Source organism: Collinsella sp. Sow4_D11 (genome assembly GCF_052116465.1).
Taxonomy (GTDB): Bacteria; Actinomycetota; Coriobacteriia; order Coriobacteriales; family Coriobacteriaceae; genus Collinsella.
On record NZ_JBQKLA010000007.1, the window covers coordinates 70,017 to 84,319 of the forward strand.

Here is a 14,303-nt window from a genome sequence, read left to right on the forward strand (position 1 = left end):
CCGGACTCGTTAAGGAAGCGGACGATGGCGCGCAGCTGGCTCTCGTAGCCGCTGCAACGGCAGAGGTTGCCGGCGAGCTGGCGCGAGAGCTCCTCGCGCGTGGCGACGAGGCTCGGGTCCTCCTTGGCGGCGCGGGCAAGCGCCAGCACGTTCATGATGAGGCCGGGGGCGCAAAAACCGCACTGCTCGGCGCCTTCGGCAGCCATTGCGTGGGCGAGCGCCTCGGACTCGGCCTTGAGGCCCTCGAGCGTGGTGACGGAGCGGCCCTCGACGCGCGCAGCGGGAACCGAGCAGCTCAGCACCGGGTCGCCGTCGAGCCACACCGTGCACAGACCGCAGTTGGTGGTTTCGCAGGCACAGCGCACCGAGGCGCAACCCTGCTCGCGCAGCAGCGCAAAGAGCATGGTGTCGGGGGCAATCTGAACCTTGACCTTGCGGCCGTTGAGCGTAAAGGAAAGATCGATGAGTTTGGCAGCCATTAGCGCACCTCGCTAGAATCGACGCCGGGCACGCGGCGGCAGGAATACTCGTCCGTGGCAAACTTAGGCACTTGCACGCCCTCGAGCTCGCGGGCAAGCGAGGCCGAAAGCTCGATGCCGGCGGCGCGACGCACGGCCTGAATCGCCAGCGGCGCCGAGATGCAACGGCGATAGTCGGCCGAGCCCCACAGGTTGGTGCCGTAGCTCAGCGCGCGTACGGACGCGGCCAGGGCGCGCAGCTCGTCCTCGGAAGGCTGCTCGCTCACCAGGCCACATGCCTCGCCCTGCAGCAGGGTCGCGCGCAGCGGGCGGGCACCCACGGTGACATGCCAGCTGTTGTCCCACCAGGCGGCGGTGACGTTTAAGGAGGGGAAGTCGGTCGCGGCCTTGCGCACGGCCTCGTAGCTTGCACGGTAATCGTGCTTAACGACCACGACGCGCTCAATCACGTCGCGCACGTAACCCATATCCACGAACTCGGCGAGCGGCACGCGACCGGCCCCCGTCAGCTCAACGTATGAATCGAGCGCCAAAAAGGCCGAGAGCACGTCCGAGAAACCAAAGCGACCGTAGATGCTGCCGCCCACCGTGGCGGTGTTGCGCAGCTGCACGCCCACGATATCGTGGACGGCGAACTCAAAGACATGGTTGACAAGCGCGTTGAGCTCGGCATGGCGCTCGAGCTGGCGCAGGGTGCACATGGCACCGATGCGAAACTCGGTCTCGGTCTCCTCGATCTGGTCGAGTCCGCAGGCCGAAAGGTCAATCGCCGTCGCCACGCGACGCGAACCCAGGCGCATCCAGATGCCGCCGCCCACAATCTTGTTGTTGCGGTTCTTCTGTAAGAGCTCATAGGCTTCGGCCGCGTTTCCAACGCGAACGTAGGTACCGAACTTGAGCACGTTCTCCCCCATCTCCTCACTTATCCAGTACCTCTAAGTGTACCAAACGAGGGCGCACAGCCCTCGCCACCATAGAAAAAGGCTCCCAGCCTGATGGCTGGGAGCCTCATCACATGCTATGTCGAGCGAAGATTTAGCAGACGCCCTGGGCGAGCATGGCGTCGGCGACCTTCAGGAAGCCGGCGATGTTAGCGCCCATGACAAAGTTGCCCTCCTGGCCGTACTCCTTGGCGGTGTCGTCCACGTTGTGGAACATGCCGCGCATGAGCTGCTCGAGCTTGCCGTCGACCTCCTCGAAGGTCCAGGACAGGTGCTCGGCGTTCTGGCTCATCTCCAGGCCGGACACGAGCACGCCGCCGGCGTTGGCAGCCTTACCGGGCATAAAGGCGACGCCGTTCTCCTGGAAGTAAGTCGTGGCCTCGATGGTCGTGGGCATGTTCGCGCCCTCGCCGACCACCTTGCAGCCGTTGGCGACGAGCGCCTGGGCGTCCTCGAGCAGCAGCGTGTTCTCGCGAGCGCAGGGCAGCGCGATGTCGCAGGGCAGCTGCCACACGCCGCGGCCGTCGCCCTCGTGCCACACGGCGTTGGGCTTCTCGTCAACATACATGGCGAGCGTGACGCCCTTGTCGTGGCCGGAGCGCTTCTTGTTGTAGACGTGCTCGAGCACGGTGTAGTCGATGCCGTCGGGATCCTCGACCCAGCCGTGGGTATCGGAGCAGGCGAGCACCTTGCCGCCGAGCTGGGCGACCTTTTGGACCGCGTAGATAGCGACGTTACCGGAGCCGTGAACGACAACGTTCTTGCCCTCGAAGGAGTCGCCGCGGCTCTTGAGGTACTCGTCCACAAAGTAGACCAGACCGTAACCGGTGGCCTCGGTACGGGCGAGCGAGCCGCCAAAGGAGAGGCCCTTGCCGGTAAGGACGCCGGTCCACTCGTTGGTCAGGCGCTTGTACTGACCGAACATGTAGGCAACCTCGCGGCCGCCAACGCCCAGGTCGCCGGCGGGAACGTCGGTGTTGGGGCCAATGTGGCGATAGAGCTCGGTCATGAAGGACTGGCAGAAGTGCATGATCTCGTTGTTGGACTTGCCCTTGGGATCAAAGTCGGAGCCGCCCTTGCCGCCGCCCATGGGAAGGGTGGTCAGGCTGTTCTTGAGGATCTGCTCCAGACCCAGGAACTTGAGCATACCCAGGGTGACCGTCGGGTTAAAGCGCAGGCCGCCCTTGTAGGGTCCAATGGCAGAGTTGAACTCGACGCGGTAACCGCGGTTGACCTGAACCTTGCCCTGATCGTCGACCCAGGGAACACGGAACATGACGATGCGCTCGGGCTCGACGAGGCGCTCCAGCAGGGCGGCCTCCTCGTACTCGGGGTGGGCGTCGAGCGCCGGCTGGATGGTGCCGAGGATCTCGGTCGCGGCCTGGATGAACTCAGGCTGCTCGGGATAGCGGGCCTTGAGCTCTTCGAGAACTTTCTGCGTGTAGCTCATGCTTCCTCCAATGATGGGAAACGAAAATGTCGGTCACGGCACCCCATGCGCCGCGAACTTTATCGTGTATGGATAATATCGCACTGTTGCAGCAAAGTTTCGCATAAGCCGACGAGCAGATGTTTCATTTTGATTACGATGCAGGTAGAAGCGTTTTTGAGCACCCGACGTACAAATCGCGTGTTTCGAAGCTGTTTCGTCCACACGTTCCAAACCACCACATTGGGGACACATGATGCGCCCGGGCACACCGGCGGCAAGACAGACGACACGGCGGACCCGCATAAAAACAAAACAGCGCCTTTGCGGCACGCAGCAAGACCGCGAGCACAAAAGCGCTGGTAGCGTGTGGCGGGAACGTATGTGAATCGAACACATCCAAGACGTTTTGCACGCCTCGCAACGGTTTTGAGGACCGCGGAGCCCACCGGAGCCCATCCGTTCCCAAGTGCGGCGGTATTTTACCAAACCGAGCAGCCAGTCTAGCGTAGGGACCTCAGGCCGCCGGCTTCCTTGTCGAGCACCGTAAAGCGCGCGGCATCCAGGTGCTCCAAGATGCTGATGGCACGTTTGCGCGACACGCCCAGAGCCTCGCGCAGCACGCTCGTGGTGGCAGCGCCGCCGGCTGCCTCAATGGCAGCGGCGACAAGCTCGCGCGCATGGGCTTCCGAGATGGCAGACAGGGCAACGTCGCGCTCGACCTTAACGATCGAGCGGTTGAGCGAAAGCTCGCGCAGGGCGCGCGTCATGGTGTCGCGGTCGAGCTGCAGTCGCTCACCCACCTCGGGCAGCGTCGGCGCATCGAGGCCGGCCCCGTCGAGCAGCGCCACAATGCGCTCACACGCCTCGCGCACCACACGCGCCGCGGCAGCAGCGGAGTGCGGGTCGAACACCTCGGTGCCCTCGGCGGCGCACACGCCACGCGAGCAGCCCTCGGCAATCAGAGCCGCGGCAACGCCTTCATCGGCGGCAGGCCACGCAGCATGGGCAACGGCGCCGGGCGTAAAACCCGTCTCCTTGGGAGCCGCCGCGTGCATGGCAGACAGGGTCGCCGCCAGCACGTCCATGGCGGCATCGAGCACGGCGCCATTCGCATACAACGTGCCGCCCGAGCCGGCAAGCTCGCAAAGAACGCCTCGCGCCACCAACTCGCCCAGCGCGGCATCGGCCTCACCGGCAACAAGATCGAGCGCCTCGGCAACATCAGCCGCCGCAACCGGCAGCGCTTGCAGCGCCAGCCACGCGTCTACGCCAGCAACGACATCGCCGGCTTCAAGCGCCGCAAACAGCGCACGCTCGCCGGCCGAAAGCTCGCGCGAGCGACGGCAGCGCGAAAGCAGCACACGCCCGCCGCCGATGAGCATAACGGGCGAATACGACAGCACCACGGCATGGTCTCCGGCGCGCAGCGGCAATGGCTCCTCCAGGCGCACCTGCACGGTACGGGTCTCGCCCACCGCCATGGGGGCCTCGCCCTCCAAAAGCATGACGCGGCCGATGACCTCGGCCGTGCCGGCCATCACGTGCACGCGCGCGCCCGACTCGAGCACGCGCGGCTTGGTGCCCTCGCGGCCCAGGTAGGTAAACGTCATCATAAAGCGCAACGTCTGACCAAAGCGACCCTCCACGCCCAGCATCTCACCACGGTCAAGCGCCGCGACACCGTCACCGACCAGGTTGAGCGCCGCGCGTTGCCCAGGCAGCGCCCGGCGTATCGCCATGCACCTGAATCCCGCGCACACGACAGACCGTACGCGACGGCAAAGCCATCAGCTCGTCGCCCACCGCAACCGGCGCATCGTGCAGCGTTCCCGTAACGACGGTGCCGACACCCTTGATCGTAAAGCAGCGGTCAATCGGCAGGCGAGACGAGGCATCGCTCCGATCGGAACGGTCGCGGCAAGCATCCCAGCAGGCACTTACCTGCTCGTCGACCACCGCAAGCAGCCCGTCGATCCCCTCGCCCGTCTTGGACGACACGGGCACAATCGGCGCGCCCGCAAACACGGTACCCGACAAAAAGTCATCGACATCGAGCTCGGCAAGCTCGGTCATCTCGGCATCGGCCAGGTCGCACATCGTCAGCGCGACCACCATATGCGTAACGCCCAGCAGCTCCAGCACATGCACGTGCTCGCGGGTCTGCGGCATCACGCCCTCGACGGCCGAAACCACCAGCACGGCCACGTCGATACCCGTGGCGCCCTGCACCATGGCGCGCAGGTAGTGGGCATGGCCAGGCACGTCGACCAGGCCGACAATCTTGCCACTCGGCAGCGCCAGCTCGCCAAAGCCAAGCTCAACGGTCATACCTCGAAGACGCTCAACCTCCAGACGGTCGGGATTCTTGCCGGTCAGCGCCTCGATCAATGCCGACTTACCGTGGTCGACGTGGCCCGCCGTGCCAAAGATAACGGGACACTCCACCAGCGCCTGGACCTCACTCATCGAGCAATCGCCTTCTCAACGCATGCGGCAAGCGTCGATGCCGCCGTCTCGATATCGCGGTCGCCCACGAGCGTACGGACGTCAAACAAAATGCGATCGTGCGAGGTTCGCGTGACAACCGGTGTGTCGAAGTCCTGGACAAGCGAGCGCTTGAGCGCATCGACCGTCAGGCGCGCGTCAACAAGACGCACGGCAACGCACATCGTGGGCAGCTCCATGGTAGGCAGCGAGCCGCCACCGGGGGTCGACGATTCCTCGACGATCTCCACCTGAACGGCGCACGGGCAACCGGCCTTATCGAGCCCGGCGACCATACGATCGCACAGCTTGCGGGCACGTCGCTCCAAATGGGCCTGCGACAGCGTAAGCATGCTGAGCACCGGAATATCGCGATGGGCAACATCGGCGCCGTCCATGTAGATATGCAGCGTGGCCTCGAGCGCCGTAAGCGCCAACTTGCCCGGACGCAGAGCGCGCATGAGCGGATGTGCGCCGCAGGCCTGGACCAGATCGCGACGGCCCATGATGATGCCCGCCTGCGCCGCGCCCAGCAGCTTATCGCCCGAGCACGACACGATATCGAGACCCGCCGCGACCGAAGCCGGCGTGGGTTCCTCGCCACCGCGCACCAGGATGTCATCGGGCAGGAGCGCGCCCGAACCCTGGTCCTCATAGAACAGCAGGCCATGCTTGTGAGCAAGCGCCGCAAGCTCCCGAGAGCTCACTTCCTCGTGAAAGCCCTCGATGCGATAGTTGGAAGGATGGACCTTGAGAATCATGGCCGTATCGGGCGTGATGGCTTGCTCATAATCTGCTAGGTGCGTGCGGTTGGTGGCGCCGACCTCGACGAGCTTGGCGCCCGAAGACGCCATGACATCGGGGATGCGAAAGCTGCCGCCGATCTCGACAAGCTCGCCGCGGCTAACGACGACCTCCTTGCCTGCGGCATGGGTAGCCAGCACCAGCAGCACCGCGGCGGCGTTGTTGTTGACCACAAGCGCGTCCTCGGCACCGGTGAGCGAGCGGATCAGATGCGCGGCGTGTTCCTTGCGCGACCCGCGCGAGCAGGTGTCCACGCTGTACTCGAGCGTACTGTACCCGCGCGCAACCTCGGCCACGGCCTTTGCCGCCGACTCCGCGAGCGGGGCGCGGCCCAAGTTGGTATGGATGACCACGCCCGTGGCGTTGACGGCAGGGCGCAGGCTCGGCAGCGCGGAGCGGTGCGCACGCCACTCAATTGCCAAGGCCAGGTCGCGCTTAGAGCGCGGGGCGGCACCGGCGCGAATGGCGGCGCGTTCCTCGTCGAGCTCGGCCGTGACGGCGGCATGCACCACCGCGTCGCAGGTCTCCCCCGCCGCCTTCACTACCGGCCACTCGGCGAGCAGCTCGTTGACGGAGGGAATGGCGCGCAGGCGGGCGCGAACCTCATCGGATATGTTCTGGCTATCGCTCATGTGCGGCCTTTCAAAACCAAAGGTGAATCAATCGTTCGAACGTCAAACTATCAGCCGATTCGATCGGCTGAGTCAATCAATCGCTATTATCCTCGCACGGCGACGCCCCGCGGGAGGTCCAACGTCAAACAGACGGTACCCTACGCCTCAGACTTCTTGGCGTAGATAAACCAGTAGCCGAGCGCGACCAGAACCGCACCGCCCACGATGTTGCCCAACGTGGCGGCGGACAGGTTAAACGCAATGCCCGCGGCGTTGAGCGCATCGGCGCCGGCGACGTCGGCACCATAGCCGCACGCGTGCATCACGGCACCCATGGGCAAAAAGTACATATTGGCAACGCAGTGCTCAAAACCGCAGGCCACAAAGGCGGCGATGGGCAGCAGAATGCCCACGACCTTATCGACCACGGTCTTGCCGGCGGTACCGATCCACACGGCCAGGCACACAAAGATGTTACACAGGATGCCGCGGAAGAAGATCGTCAGCCAGTCGATCGTCACCTTGCCGGCGGCGACACTCACCATGGAATTGGCGACCGCCTCGCCGTTGAGCTTGTAAACGCCGGCCATGTACACCAAAAAGACGATGAACAAGGCACCGGCAAAGTTGCCAAGCCATACAACGACCCAAGCCTTGAGCATCTGGACCAGGGTGATCTTTTTGCTCTTGAGCGCGCAGACCATAAGCGAATTACCGGTGAACAACTCGGCGCCACACACCAGCACCAGCACCAGGCCCAGGCAAAAGCACAGGCCGCCCACGACGCGCTGGGTACCCCAGCCCAGCGTGCTGTCGCTCAAAAACACCGTAAAGAACAGACCGCCGAAGGCGATAAACGCACCGGCGAACATTGCCAACAGAAAGGCCTGAGCGACCGGCAGGTTAGCCTTGGTCACGCCGGCGGCCTCGGTCTTGGCCTCGATCGCGGCGGGTGCCAGGCAATCGGGGGCAGGGTACTCCACCTTGGAATCTGCCATGTCAATCACTTCTTTCCTAATCACCAGGGACAAGCGCTGCTACAGCTCCTGTCCCAAGCGGACAAAGTGGGAAAAGTCGTTGGCGGCCACGGCGTCGTACACGGCGTCAACGGCGTCAAAGACTTCCGGGGACATGGGGTTGTAGAACTCCATGTCGCCCGGCTGAATCCCTATGAAGAAGATATCATCGCACGATTGCTCGATTTCTTCGATCAGAATCGACAAAGGGAGCGAATGCGTGGTGAACATCGACTTGCGAGCTACGTCGCGTTTGTCGAGCAGGCGGATGGTGCCACCTGCTGAGCATGCAGGCCAAAGTCGTCGTCAAACACCGAGATGCCGGCCTTGGCCGACCCTCGAAAACCGCGTTCGTCGAGCAGCGCATCGCAGGCCTCGAGTAGCGACGGCACGTGCCAACCATAATCTGCCAGATAATAGCCGGCGTTTCCTGGCCGAGCAATCTCAACCTGAAGCTCAGGTGCAAGTTGCGGTGAAATACGGACTACATGGGCCATAAAAGCCGGAAAACAGCCCGTATTTCACCGCAACTTAGGAGGGGATGTGGGGTCTCCGGCATGTATATGAAAATGGCTCTGCTTCCAAAAGGAAGCAGAGCCATTCATCAATCTTATGGAGCGGGCGACGGGAAGTCCAAGGGTTTGCTTCGCAAACCCTTGTTTCGCTGCGGGCCATTGGCCCTTGCGTGCTGCGCTGGAAAATGCTCACGCATTTTCTCAGCTTCGCACCCTGCCGGGTTCGATTCCCGTCGCCTGGCACGCTTATGAAAACGGCTCTGGCGCCAAATAGAGCCAAAGCCGTTAAAACTATCCTATGGAGCGGGCGACGGGAATCGAACCCGCGTCATCAGCTTGGAAGGCTGGGGTTCTACCATTGAACTACGCCCGCAAGATATGGTCGGGACGACAGGATTTGAACCTGCGACATCCTGCTCCCAAAGCAGGCGCGCTACCAAACTGCGCCACGTCCCGAAGGTGTTGAGCAGCTAAGGTCTAAACCTTGCGTGTCCCAAAGCGAAGGAAATTATAGGGGAGACTTCCCGCTTGTGCAAGCGACGATACCCTAGCTCCTCGAATGTGTGACAAACTGGCTATGGAGCAGACCAATCACAAACGCCACAACGGCGGCCGGCGCCCACGCGGCTCCAATATCCGCCAGCGGCACCGCATCGAACGGTAGCCACGCGCCCGCAAAGAACGCGTCGCGGACCGAGGTGATCACGCTCTGCACCGCGACGACGCCGCCGACCCAGACCCACACCTGCGGATGAGCGTCGCAAAAGCCGTGCACCAGGCCCATAAGCACCAGCACGATGGCAACGGGATACAAGGCGTTGAGCATGGGCACCGAGAACATGAGGATCGCGTCGAGGCCCACGTTGGAGAGCACGCAAGAAAACGCCGCGAACACAAAGGCGAGAACCGCAAAGGGACGGCGCATAGCCTCCTCGGGAGCCTCCGCTCCCCCTTCGACCACATACGTCTCGCAGAAGTAGCGCGAGCAGCAGCTGATGAGGCCGATGCACACGTTCATGCAGGCGAGGAAAAAGATCGCAAAGACCACGATCGTGCCGGCAAGACCAAAGTGCATGGAGGCAGAGCGGGCAAGGATGGCGGCACCGTTGGTGGCATCGGGCACAACCGTGCCGAGCTGCATGCCGGCAAGCGCCAGGCCGCAGTAGATGATGGCCATGAGTACGCCGGCGATCACACCGGAACGCGAGATCTCGAAGGCCACGCGCTTGTCATCGGTCACGCCCAGCTCGTGGATGGTCTCGGCGATGATAATGCCGAAGGCGAGCGAAGCGAGCAGGTCCATGGTCTGGTAGCCGGTCAGAAAGCCCTGCACGGCAGCGCCCGCATCGTAGGGAGCCTGAGGCGCGGCAGCCGGTCCCAACGGCGAGACCACGGCGGCACCCACGACCAGCACGATGAGCGCAATGAGCGCGGGTCCCGTAATGCGACCGAGCACGCGCGTGATGACGCCCGGACGCAGCGTGAGCGCAAACGCGACGACAAAGAAGCCAACGGCAAACACCAGACGTGCCGTGCCGAGCGAGACGCCCTCGGGCAGCAGCGGCACCAGCATCTCGAAGGCCGTGGAGCTCGTGCGCGGAATAGCCAGGCACGGGCCGATGGCTAGATACACCGCCGCAACGAAGAATTCGCCAAACTTAGGATGCACACGCCCGGCCAGCTCGCGCGCCGTTCCGGCAAGCGCCACGGCGATAAAACCCATGACGGGCAGGCCGATGGCGGCAATCAGAAAGCCGAGCATGGCGAGCGGCGTGGCAGAGCCTGCCTGCAGCGCCAACAGCGGCGGAATAATGAGGTTGCCGGCGCCAAAGAGCATCGAGAACAGGGCGATGCCGACGGTAACGACATGGTCGGAGCGCAGGCCGCGCGAGGCGGATGAGGCCATGGGACCACCTTTCGGGTCGAAACAAAAACGGGACGGGCAAAAGACCCGTCCCGCAAGTATATACGCTCTAGCAGGCTAAATCGCGGAGCGCGTCAATCGCGGTGTCGACTTCCTCGTCCGTGTTGAAATACCCAAACGAGAAACGAACGACACCCTGACGCTCAGTCCCGAGCGCGCGGTGCATGAGCGGGGCACAATGGGCGCCGGGGCGCGTCGCAATCCCCCACCCCTGCATGAGCGCGTCCGAGATCTGGGCAGAGTCGATATCGCCCACGTTGAGTGAGACGATCGCCGAGCGCACGGGCTGGTCAAAGGCACCGTAGAGCGCAATGCCGGGGATTTCGCGAACACCGGCGAGGAAGCGCTCTGCAAGCGAGCGCTCATGCGCCGCAATCGCCTCGACCCCACCCTGGGCCTCGATAAAGTCGAGGCCGACAGAAAGGCCCGCGATACCGTGACCGTTGAGCGTGCCCGCCTCAAGGCGCGTGGGCCACTCAAGCGGCTGCAGCGCATCGAAGCTGTGTACACCGGTGCCGCCCATGGCCCACGGCGCCACGTCAATGCCCTCCGCCACGGCCAGGCCGCCGGTGCCTTGAGGTCCCATGAGCCCCTTGTGGCCGGTAAAGCACACCACGTCGAGCCCCATGGCATCCATGTCAATCTTCGCCGTGCCGGCAGACTGCGAGGCGTCGACGATCACCAGCGCACCTGCCGCATGGGCCATGGCCGCTACGCGCGCAATGTCGACCGCGTTGCCGGTCACATTGGAGGCGTGCGTCACCACCACAGCACGCGTGTCCGGCGTAACCAACCGCTCGAGCTCGTCGTAGTCGAGCACGCCGCTCGCGTCGCAACCCGCATGCTCAACCGCCACACCCTGTTCCGCCGCCAGGCGATTGAGCGGGCGTAACACCGAGTTGTGCTCGAGCACCGTCGTGACCACACGGTCGCCGGGGCGCACCACGCCACAGATGGCGGTGTTGAGCGCAGCCGTGGAGTTGGGCGTAAAGCACACATGGTCCGCTCTGGGGCAACCCAAAAGGCGCGCGAGCTTGGCACGGCAACCGTGAATCGTACGAGCCGCATCGAGAGCACCCGACGTGGCGCCGCGCCCGGCATTGCCGAGCGAGCACATCGCCTGCGTCACGGCATCGATGACCGCCTGCGGCTTGAGCATGGTCGTCGCCGCGTTATCCAGATAGATCATCGCACGACCTCCCACATGTCAATCACCGTAAAGCCCTCGGTGGGAACACCAGCTGCGGCAAGCTCGCCGCGCAGCAGCTCCTCATCGGCAGGCAACGCCTTCCACGCCAGACCGCAGCCGGCAGCGACCTCCCCGGGCACAGGAATCGTTCGCCCGGGGAGGCCGCGCTCGATGCATAGGGTCTCGCACCCCATGGCGGCCGCCGTGGTGGGAAACGTGATGACAAGCGCCGGACGCTTCTCCCTCATGGCAACTCCAACCAAATATGTTACGGGCGCACGACGCGCACGGCATGCTCCATCTTCTCCACGATCACGTACATGTTGGTGACCTCGCCCACCGCAAGCTGGTCTTTAATGCCAAAGTGGTCCAGGCAGGTACCGCAGGTGAGAATCTCGACGCCCTGCTCGGCCAGGCCCTTCAGGTCATCGAGCACCGGAGAGCCCTCGACGGTGAGCTTGGCGCCGCCGTTGTAGAACAGCATGGTCGCGGGCAGCTCCTCCTGCTGCGTCACGGCAAAGATAAACGCCTTCATGAGCTTGTGGCCCAGCTCGTCGTCGCCGCGGCCCATGCAGTCGGTGTAGACGGAAATGACGAGTTTGCCCTTGCCGGCGCTGGCATCACAGAAGGCAGCACCGTCCTGCTCGGGGTCCGCAACGGCCACGGCACCGGCGGTCGCCACGGTCACGTGCCACTCGGCGTCAGAAACCTTCTCGACCGAGGCCGTGCAGCCCTTCTCCTGCGCCATCTTGGAGATGTTCTTGACGGCGGTCTCGTTATCGACCGAGGTCACGACAACGCCCTCGCCATCGAGTTGCTTGAGCGCCTTAAGCGTCTTGACGAAGGGCAGCGGGCAGGCATCGCCCATGGCATTGACTTCAATCTTGGTAGACATAGCATTTCCTTTCGAAAGAACCGTTCTAGAGAACGGTAAACAGTTACATAAACGTGCGGGCTAGCGGACAACGTGGACGGCAGGACCGCCTGGCACCGGCTCGCACACGCGACCGACGACGGAGGCGATACGTCCTTCGGCATGCAGACGGCGCGCAAGCTCATCCACATCCCTCGCGGGCGCCGCGATGAGCAAACCACCCGAGGTCTGCGGATCGTACAGCGCGTCGAGCATGCCCGGCTCCAGACCATCGTCGGCAGCCACGCGCGGGCCAAAAAAGTCCTGGTTGCGGTAGGCGCCGGCAGGGATAATGCCAAGGCGTGCCATGTCGAGCACCTGGTCAAAGAGCGGCACCGCCCCCGACACAAGCTCAATCTGCACGCCCGAGCCCTCGGCCATCTCGCACGCATGTCCGATCAGGCCAAAGCCCGTGATGTCGGTGCAGCCATGAAGCTCGAGGTCCTCGGCCAGACGAATCGGAGCCTCGTTGAGGGTCCGCATCGAGTCAAACATGGCTGCGGCCTCGTCCTGTTCGATGAGCTCGCCCTTAATGGCCGTAGTGATGATGCCCGAGCCGATCGCCTTGGTCAGCAGCAGAACATCGCCCACGCGTGCGCCGCTGTTGGTGAGCATACGGTCAAGCGCGACAAAGCCACTCACGGACAGGCCGTACTTGGGCTCGTCGTCGTTGATGGTGTGGCCGCCCGCGATGGCACAGCAGGCCTCGACGCACTTGTCGGCGCCACCCGCCAGAATCTGGCCGGCAACCTCAACGCCCAGGCAACTGGGTATGCAAAGCAGGTTCATGGCATGGCTCGGCCGTCCGCCCATGGCGTATATGTCCGACAGCGAGTTTGCCGCGGCGATCTGGCCAAACAGGAACGGGTCGTCGACCATCGGTGGGAAGAAGTCGATGGACTGCACGAGGCCCAAGTTATCGCCAACGCGGAAGACGCTCGCATCGTCGGAGGTATCGAACCCCACGAGCAGGTTGTCGTTATGCACATTGGGTAAGTCGCCCAGGACCTGGGCGAGGGCTCCAGGAGCCAACTTAGCGGCTCAACCGCTCGCGGCAGTCATCTGCGTGAGCTTCATGAGATCGTCAGCCATCGATACCTCCTCTCATAGGTCAATCAGTTCCTCCCAGTATACGCATGGCGGCGCCGAGAGCGGGCAATTTATCGCACCGGCCCCCTACGCGAGCGCCTGGGCTCGAATGGTCGCGCCGATGGCACCGGCAAAGCGGGCCTGGGGCGAGGTGGTGACCGGCGAGCCCACCAATGCGCCAAGACGCTCGATGACATAGGCGTTTTCGCACAGACCACCGGTCAGATAGTACGGGGCGCCCGCGGCTTGCGAGGCCATGGTCGCCACACGCGACACGACGCTGTCGATCACGCCGCGCGCAATGTTCTCGCGCGGCTCGCCGCGGCCGATCAGACTAATGACCTCGCTCTCGGCAAACACCGTGCACATGCTGCTGATCTTGGTGGGCTCACCGGAACGCGCCAGGTCGGCAGCCACGTCATAGCCAGCCGCTGCCAGTGCCTCGCGCAGCCGCTCGGAAGCATCGACCGAGGAGAACCCGGTTGGCTGCACGCAGGTCCACGTCACCGAATCCACCCCATCGACCACAGCGGCCTTAGCCGCCGTAGAAGCCCTCGAGCTCCTCCTTGAGCAGGCGGCACTCCTCGTACCAGCCTTCACGCTCGTAGGCGCGGTCGCGACCCTGCGGAAGATGCAGAATGTGCGTGCGCTTAAGCTCCCCCAGCAGCTCGTACATCTTCTTCTTGCCGTCGCAGGTGGTCTCGCCGATGATCATGTCGCTAAAGTACGTAAACGGACACTTTTGCGAGTAGGCAAAACCATAGGTCGACTTGATGAGCGGGCAGAGGTTTGACGGCAGCACCTTCTCGCCCTCGGGAATCACCTCGTCGGACGTACCACACAGAGCTACGCTTGCAGCCCCCGCGGCATCGTCGTACGGCAGCATCGTGTGCCGTCGTTTAA

The 14,303-nt window shown here is 63.7% G+C and carries 15 protein-coding genes, 3 tRNA genes and 1 pseudogene; all 19 read right to left on the bottom strand.

Features of this window, described 5'->3' with window-relative positions; all coding sequences use genetic code 11:
* Positions 1 to 35: 35 nt before the first annotated feature.
* Positions 36 to 479, bottom strand: a pseudogene (locus tag ACTQ40_RS04685) ((2Fe-2S)-binding protein); the annotation flags it as partial.
* Entirely contained in the window at positions 479 to 1,393 is a 915-nt protein-coding gene (locus ACTQ40_RS04690) for an FAD binding domain-containing protein (protein WP_441535903.1), read from the bottom strand. The gene ACTQ40_RS04690 and the pseudogene ACTQ40_RS04685, both read right to left, overlap by 1 nt.
* Before the next feature lie 121 nt (positions 1,394 to 1,514).
* Positions 1,515 to 2,870, bottom strand: coding sequence for an NADP-specific glutamate dehydrogenase (gene gdhA, locus ACTQ40_RS04695; RefSeq protein ID WP_154515369.1), 1,356 nt, complete (start codon positions 2,868 to 2,870; stop codon positions 1,515 to 1,517).
* A gap of 349 nt (positions 2,871 to 3,219) precedes the next feature.
* Positions 3,220 to 3,316: transfer RNA gene (locus tag ACTQ40_RS04700), tRNA-Sec, on the bottom strand.
* Between the two features lie 36 nt (positions 3,317 to 3,352).
* Positions 3,353 to 4,591, bottom strand: a complete 1,239-nt coding sequence (locus ACTQ40_RS04705) for a SelB domain-containing protein (RefSeq protein WP_441563459.1) — start codon at positions 4,589 to 4,591, stop codon at positions 3,353 to 3,355.
* On the bottom strand, positions 4,536 to 5,318 hold the full coding sequence (locus ACTQ40_RS04710; RefSeq protein WP_441563460.1) for a GTP-binding protein: 783 nt from the start codon (positions 5,316 to 5,318) through the stop codon (positions 4,536 to 4,538). Before ACTQ40_RS04710 ends, ACTQ40_RS04705 begins: the two co-directional genes overlap by 56 nt.
* On the bottom strand, positions 5,315 to 6,772 hold the full coding sequence (gene selA / locus ACTQ40_RS04715; protein ID WP_441563461.1) for an L-seryl-tRNA(Sec) selenium transferase: 1,458 nt from the start codon (positions 6,770 to 6,772) through the stop codon (positions 5,315 to 5,317). Before selA ends, ACTQ40_RS04710 begins: the two co-directional genes overlap by 4 nt.
* A gap of 140 nt (positions 6,773 to 6,912) precedes the next feature.
* Positions 6,913 to 7,752 (bottom strand): formate/nitrite transporter family protein, encoded by an 840-nt coding sequence (locus ACTQ40_RS04720; protein ID WP_441563462.1) that lies wholly within the window; start codon positions 7,750 to 7,752, stop codon positions 6,913 to 6,915.
* Positions 7,753 to 7,791: 39 nt separating this feature from the next.
* Complete coding sequence (locus ACTQ40_RS04725) at positions 7,792 to 8,001, bottom strand: hypothetical protein (RefSeq protein WP_441563463.1); 210 nt, start codon at positions 7,999 to 8,001, stop codon at positions 7,792 to 7,794.
* Between the two features lie 11 nt (positions 8,002 to 8,012).
* Complete coding sequence (locus ACTQ40_RS04730; protein ID WP_427727528.1) at positions 8,013 to 8,267, bottom strand: hypothetical protein; 255 nt, start codon at positions 8,265 to 8,267, stop codon at positions 8,013 to 8,015.
* 317 nt (positions 8,268 to 8,584) lie between these two features.
* Positions 8,585 to 8,658 (bottom strand) — tRNA-Gly (locus tag ACTQ40_RS04735).
* A 6-nt stretch (positions 8,659 to 8,664) separates the two neighbouring features.
* Positions 8,665 to 8,741, bottom strand: a tRNA-Pro gene (locus tag ACTQ40_RS04740).
* A gap of 91 nt (positions 8,742 to 8,832) precedes the next feature.
* A complete protein-coding gene (gene brnQ, locus ACTQ40_RS04745; RefSeq protein ID WP_441563464.1) occupies positions 8,833 to 10,191 on the bottom strand; it encodes a branched-chain amino acid transport system II carrier protein in 1,359 nt (452 codons plus the stop codon).
* Positions 10,192 to 10,258: 67 nt separating this feature from the next.
* Positions 10,259 to 11,398 (bottom strand): aminotransferase class V-fold PLP-dependent enzyme, encoded by a 1,140-nt coding sequence (locus ACTQ40_RS04750; protein ID WP_441563465.1) that lies wholly within the window; start codon positions 11,396 to 11,398, stop codon positions 10,259 to 10,261.
* The gene (locus ACTQ40_RS04755) at positions 11,395 to 11,646 is read right to left on the bottom strand and encodes a DUF3343 domain-containing protein (protein ID WP_343001227.1); all 252 of its coding nucleotides are present in this window, start codon (positions 11,644 to 11,646) and stop codon (positions 11,395 to 11,397) included. Before ACTQ40_RS04755 ends, ACTQ40_RS04750 begins: the two co-directional genes overlap by 4 nt.
* 20 nt (positions 11,647 to 11,666) lie before the next feature.
* Positions 11,667 to 12,293, bottom strand: coding sequence for a sulfurtransferase-like selenium metabolism protein YedF (gene yedF / locus ACTQ40_RS04760; RefSeq protein WP_441563466.1), 627 nt, complete (start codon positions 12,291 to 12,293; stop codon positions 11,667 to 11,669).
* Between the two features lie 60 nt (positions 12,294 to 12,353).
* Positions 12,354 to 13,403: a selenide, water dikinase SelD gene (gene selD, locus ACTQ40_RS04765; RefSeq protein WP_441563467.1), complete on the bottom strand. Its 1,050-nt coding sequence runs from the start codon at positions 13,401 to 13,403 to the stop codon at positions 12,354 to 12,356.
* An 84-nt stretch (positions 13,404 to 13,487) separates the two neighbouring features.
* Positions 13,488 to 13,928, bottom strand: coding sequence for a BadF/BadG/BcrA/BcrD ATPase family protein (locus tag ACTQ40_RS04770; protein ID WP_441563468.1), 441 nt, complete (start codon positions 13,926 to 13,928; stop codon positions 13,488 to 13,490).
* Positions 13,929 to 13,935: 7 nt separating this feature from the next.
* Positions 13,936 to 14,286 carry a 2-hydroxyacyl-CoA dehydratase gene (locus ACTQ40_RS04775; RefSeq protein WP_441563469.1) on the bottom strand — a complete coding sequence of 117 codons (351 nt, stop codon included), beginning with the start codon at positions 14,284 to 14,286 and terminating at the stop codon, positions 13,936 to 13,938.
* Positions 14,287 to 14,303 lie beyond the last annotated feature (17 nt).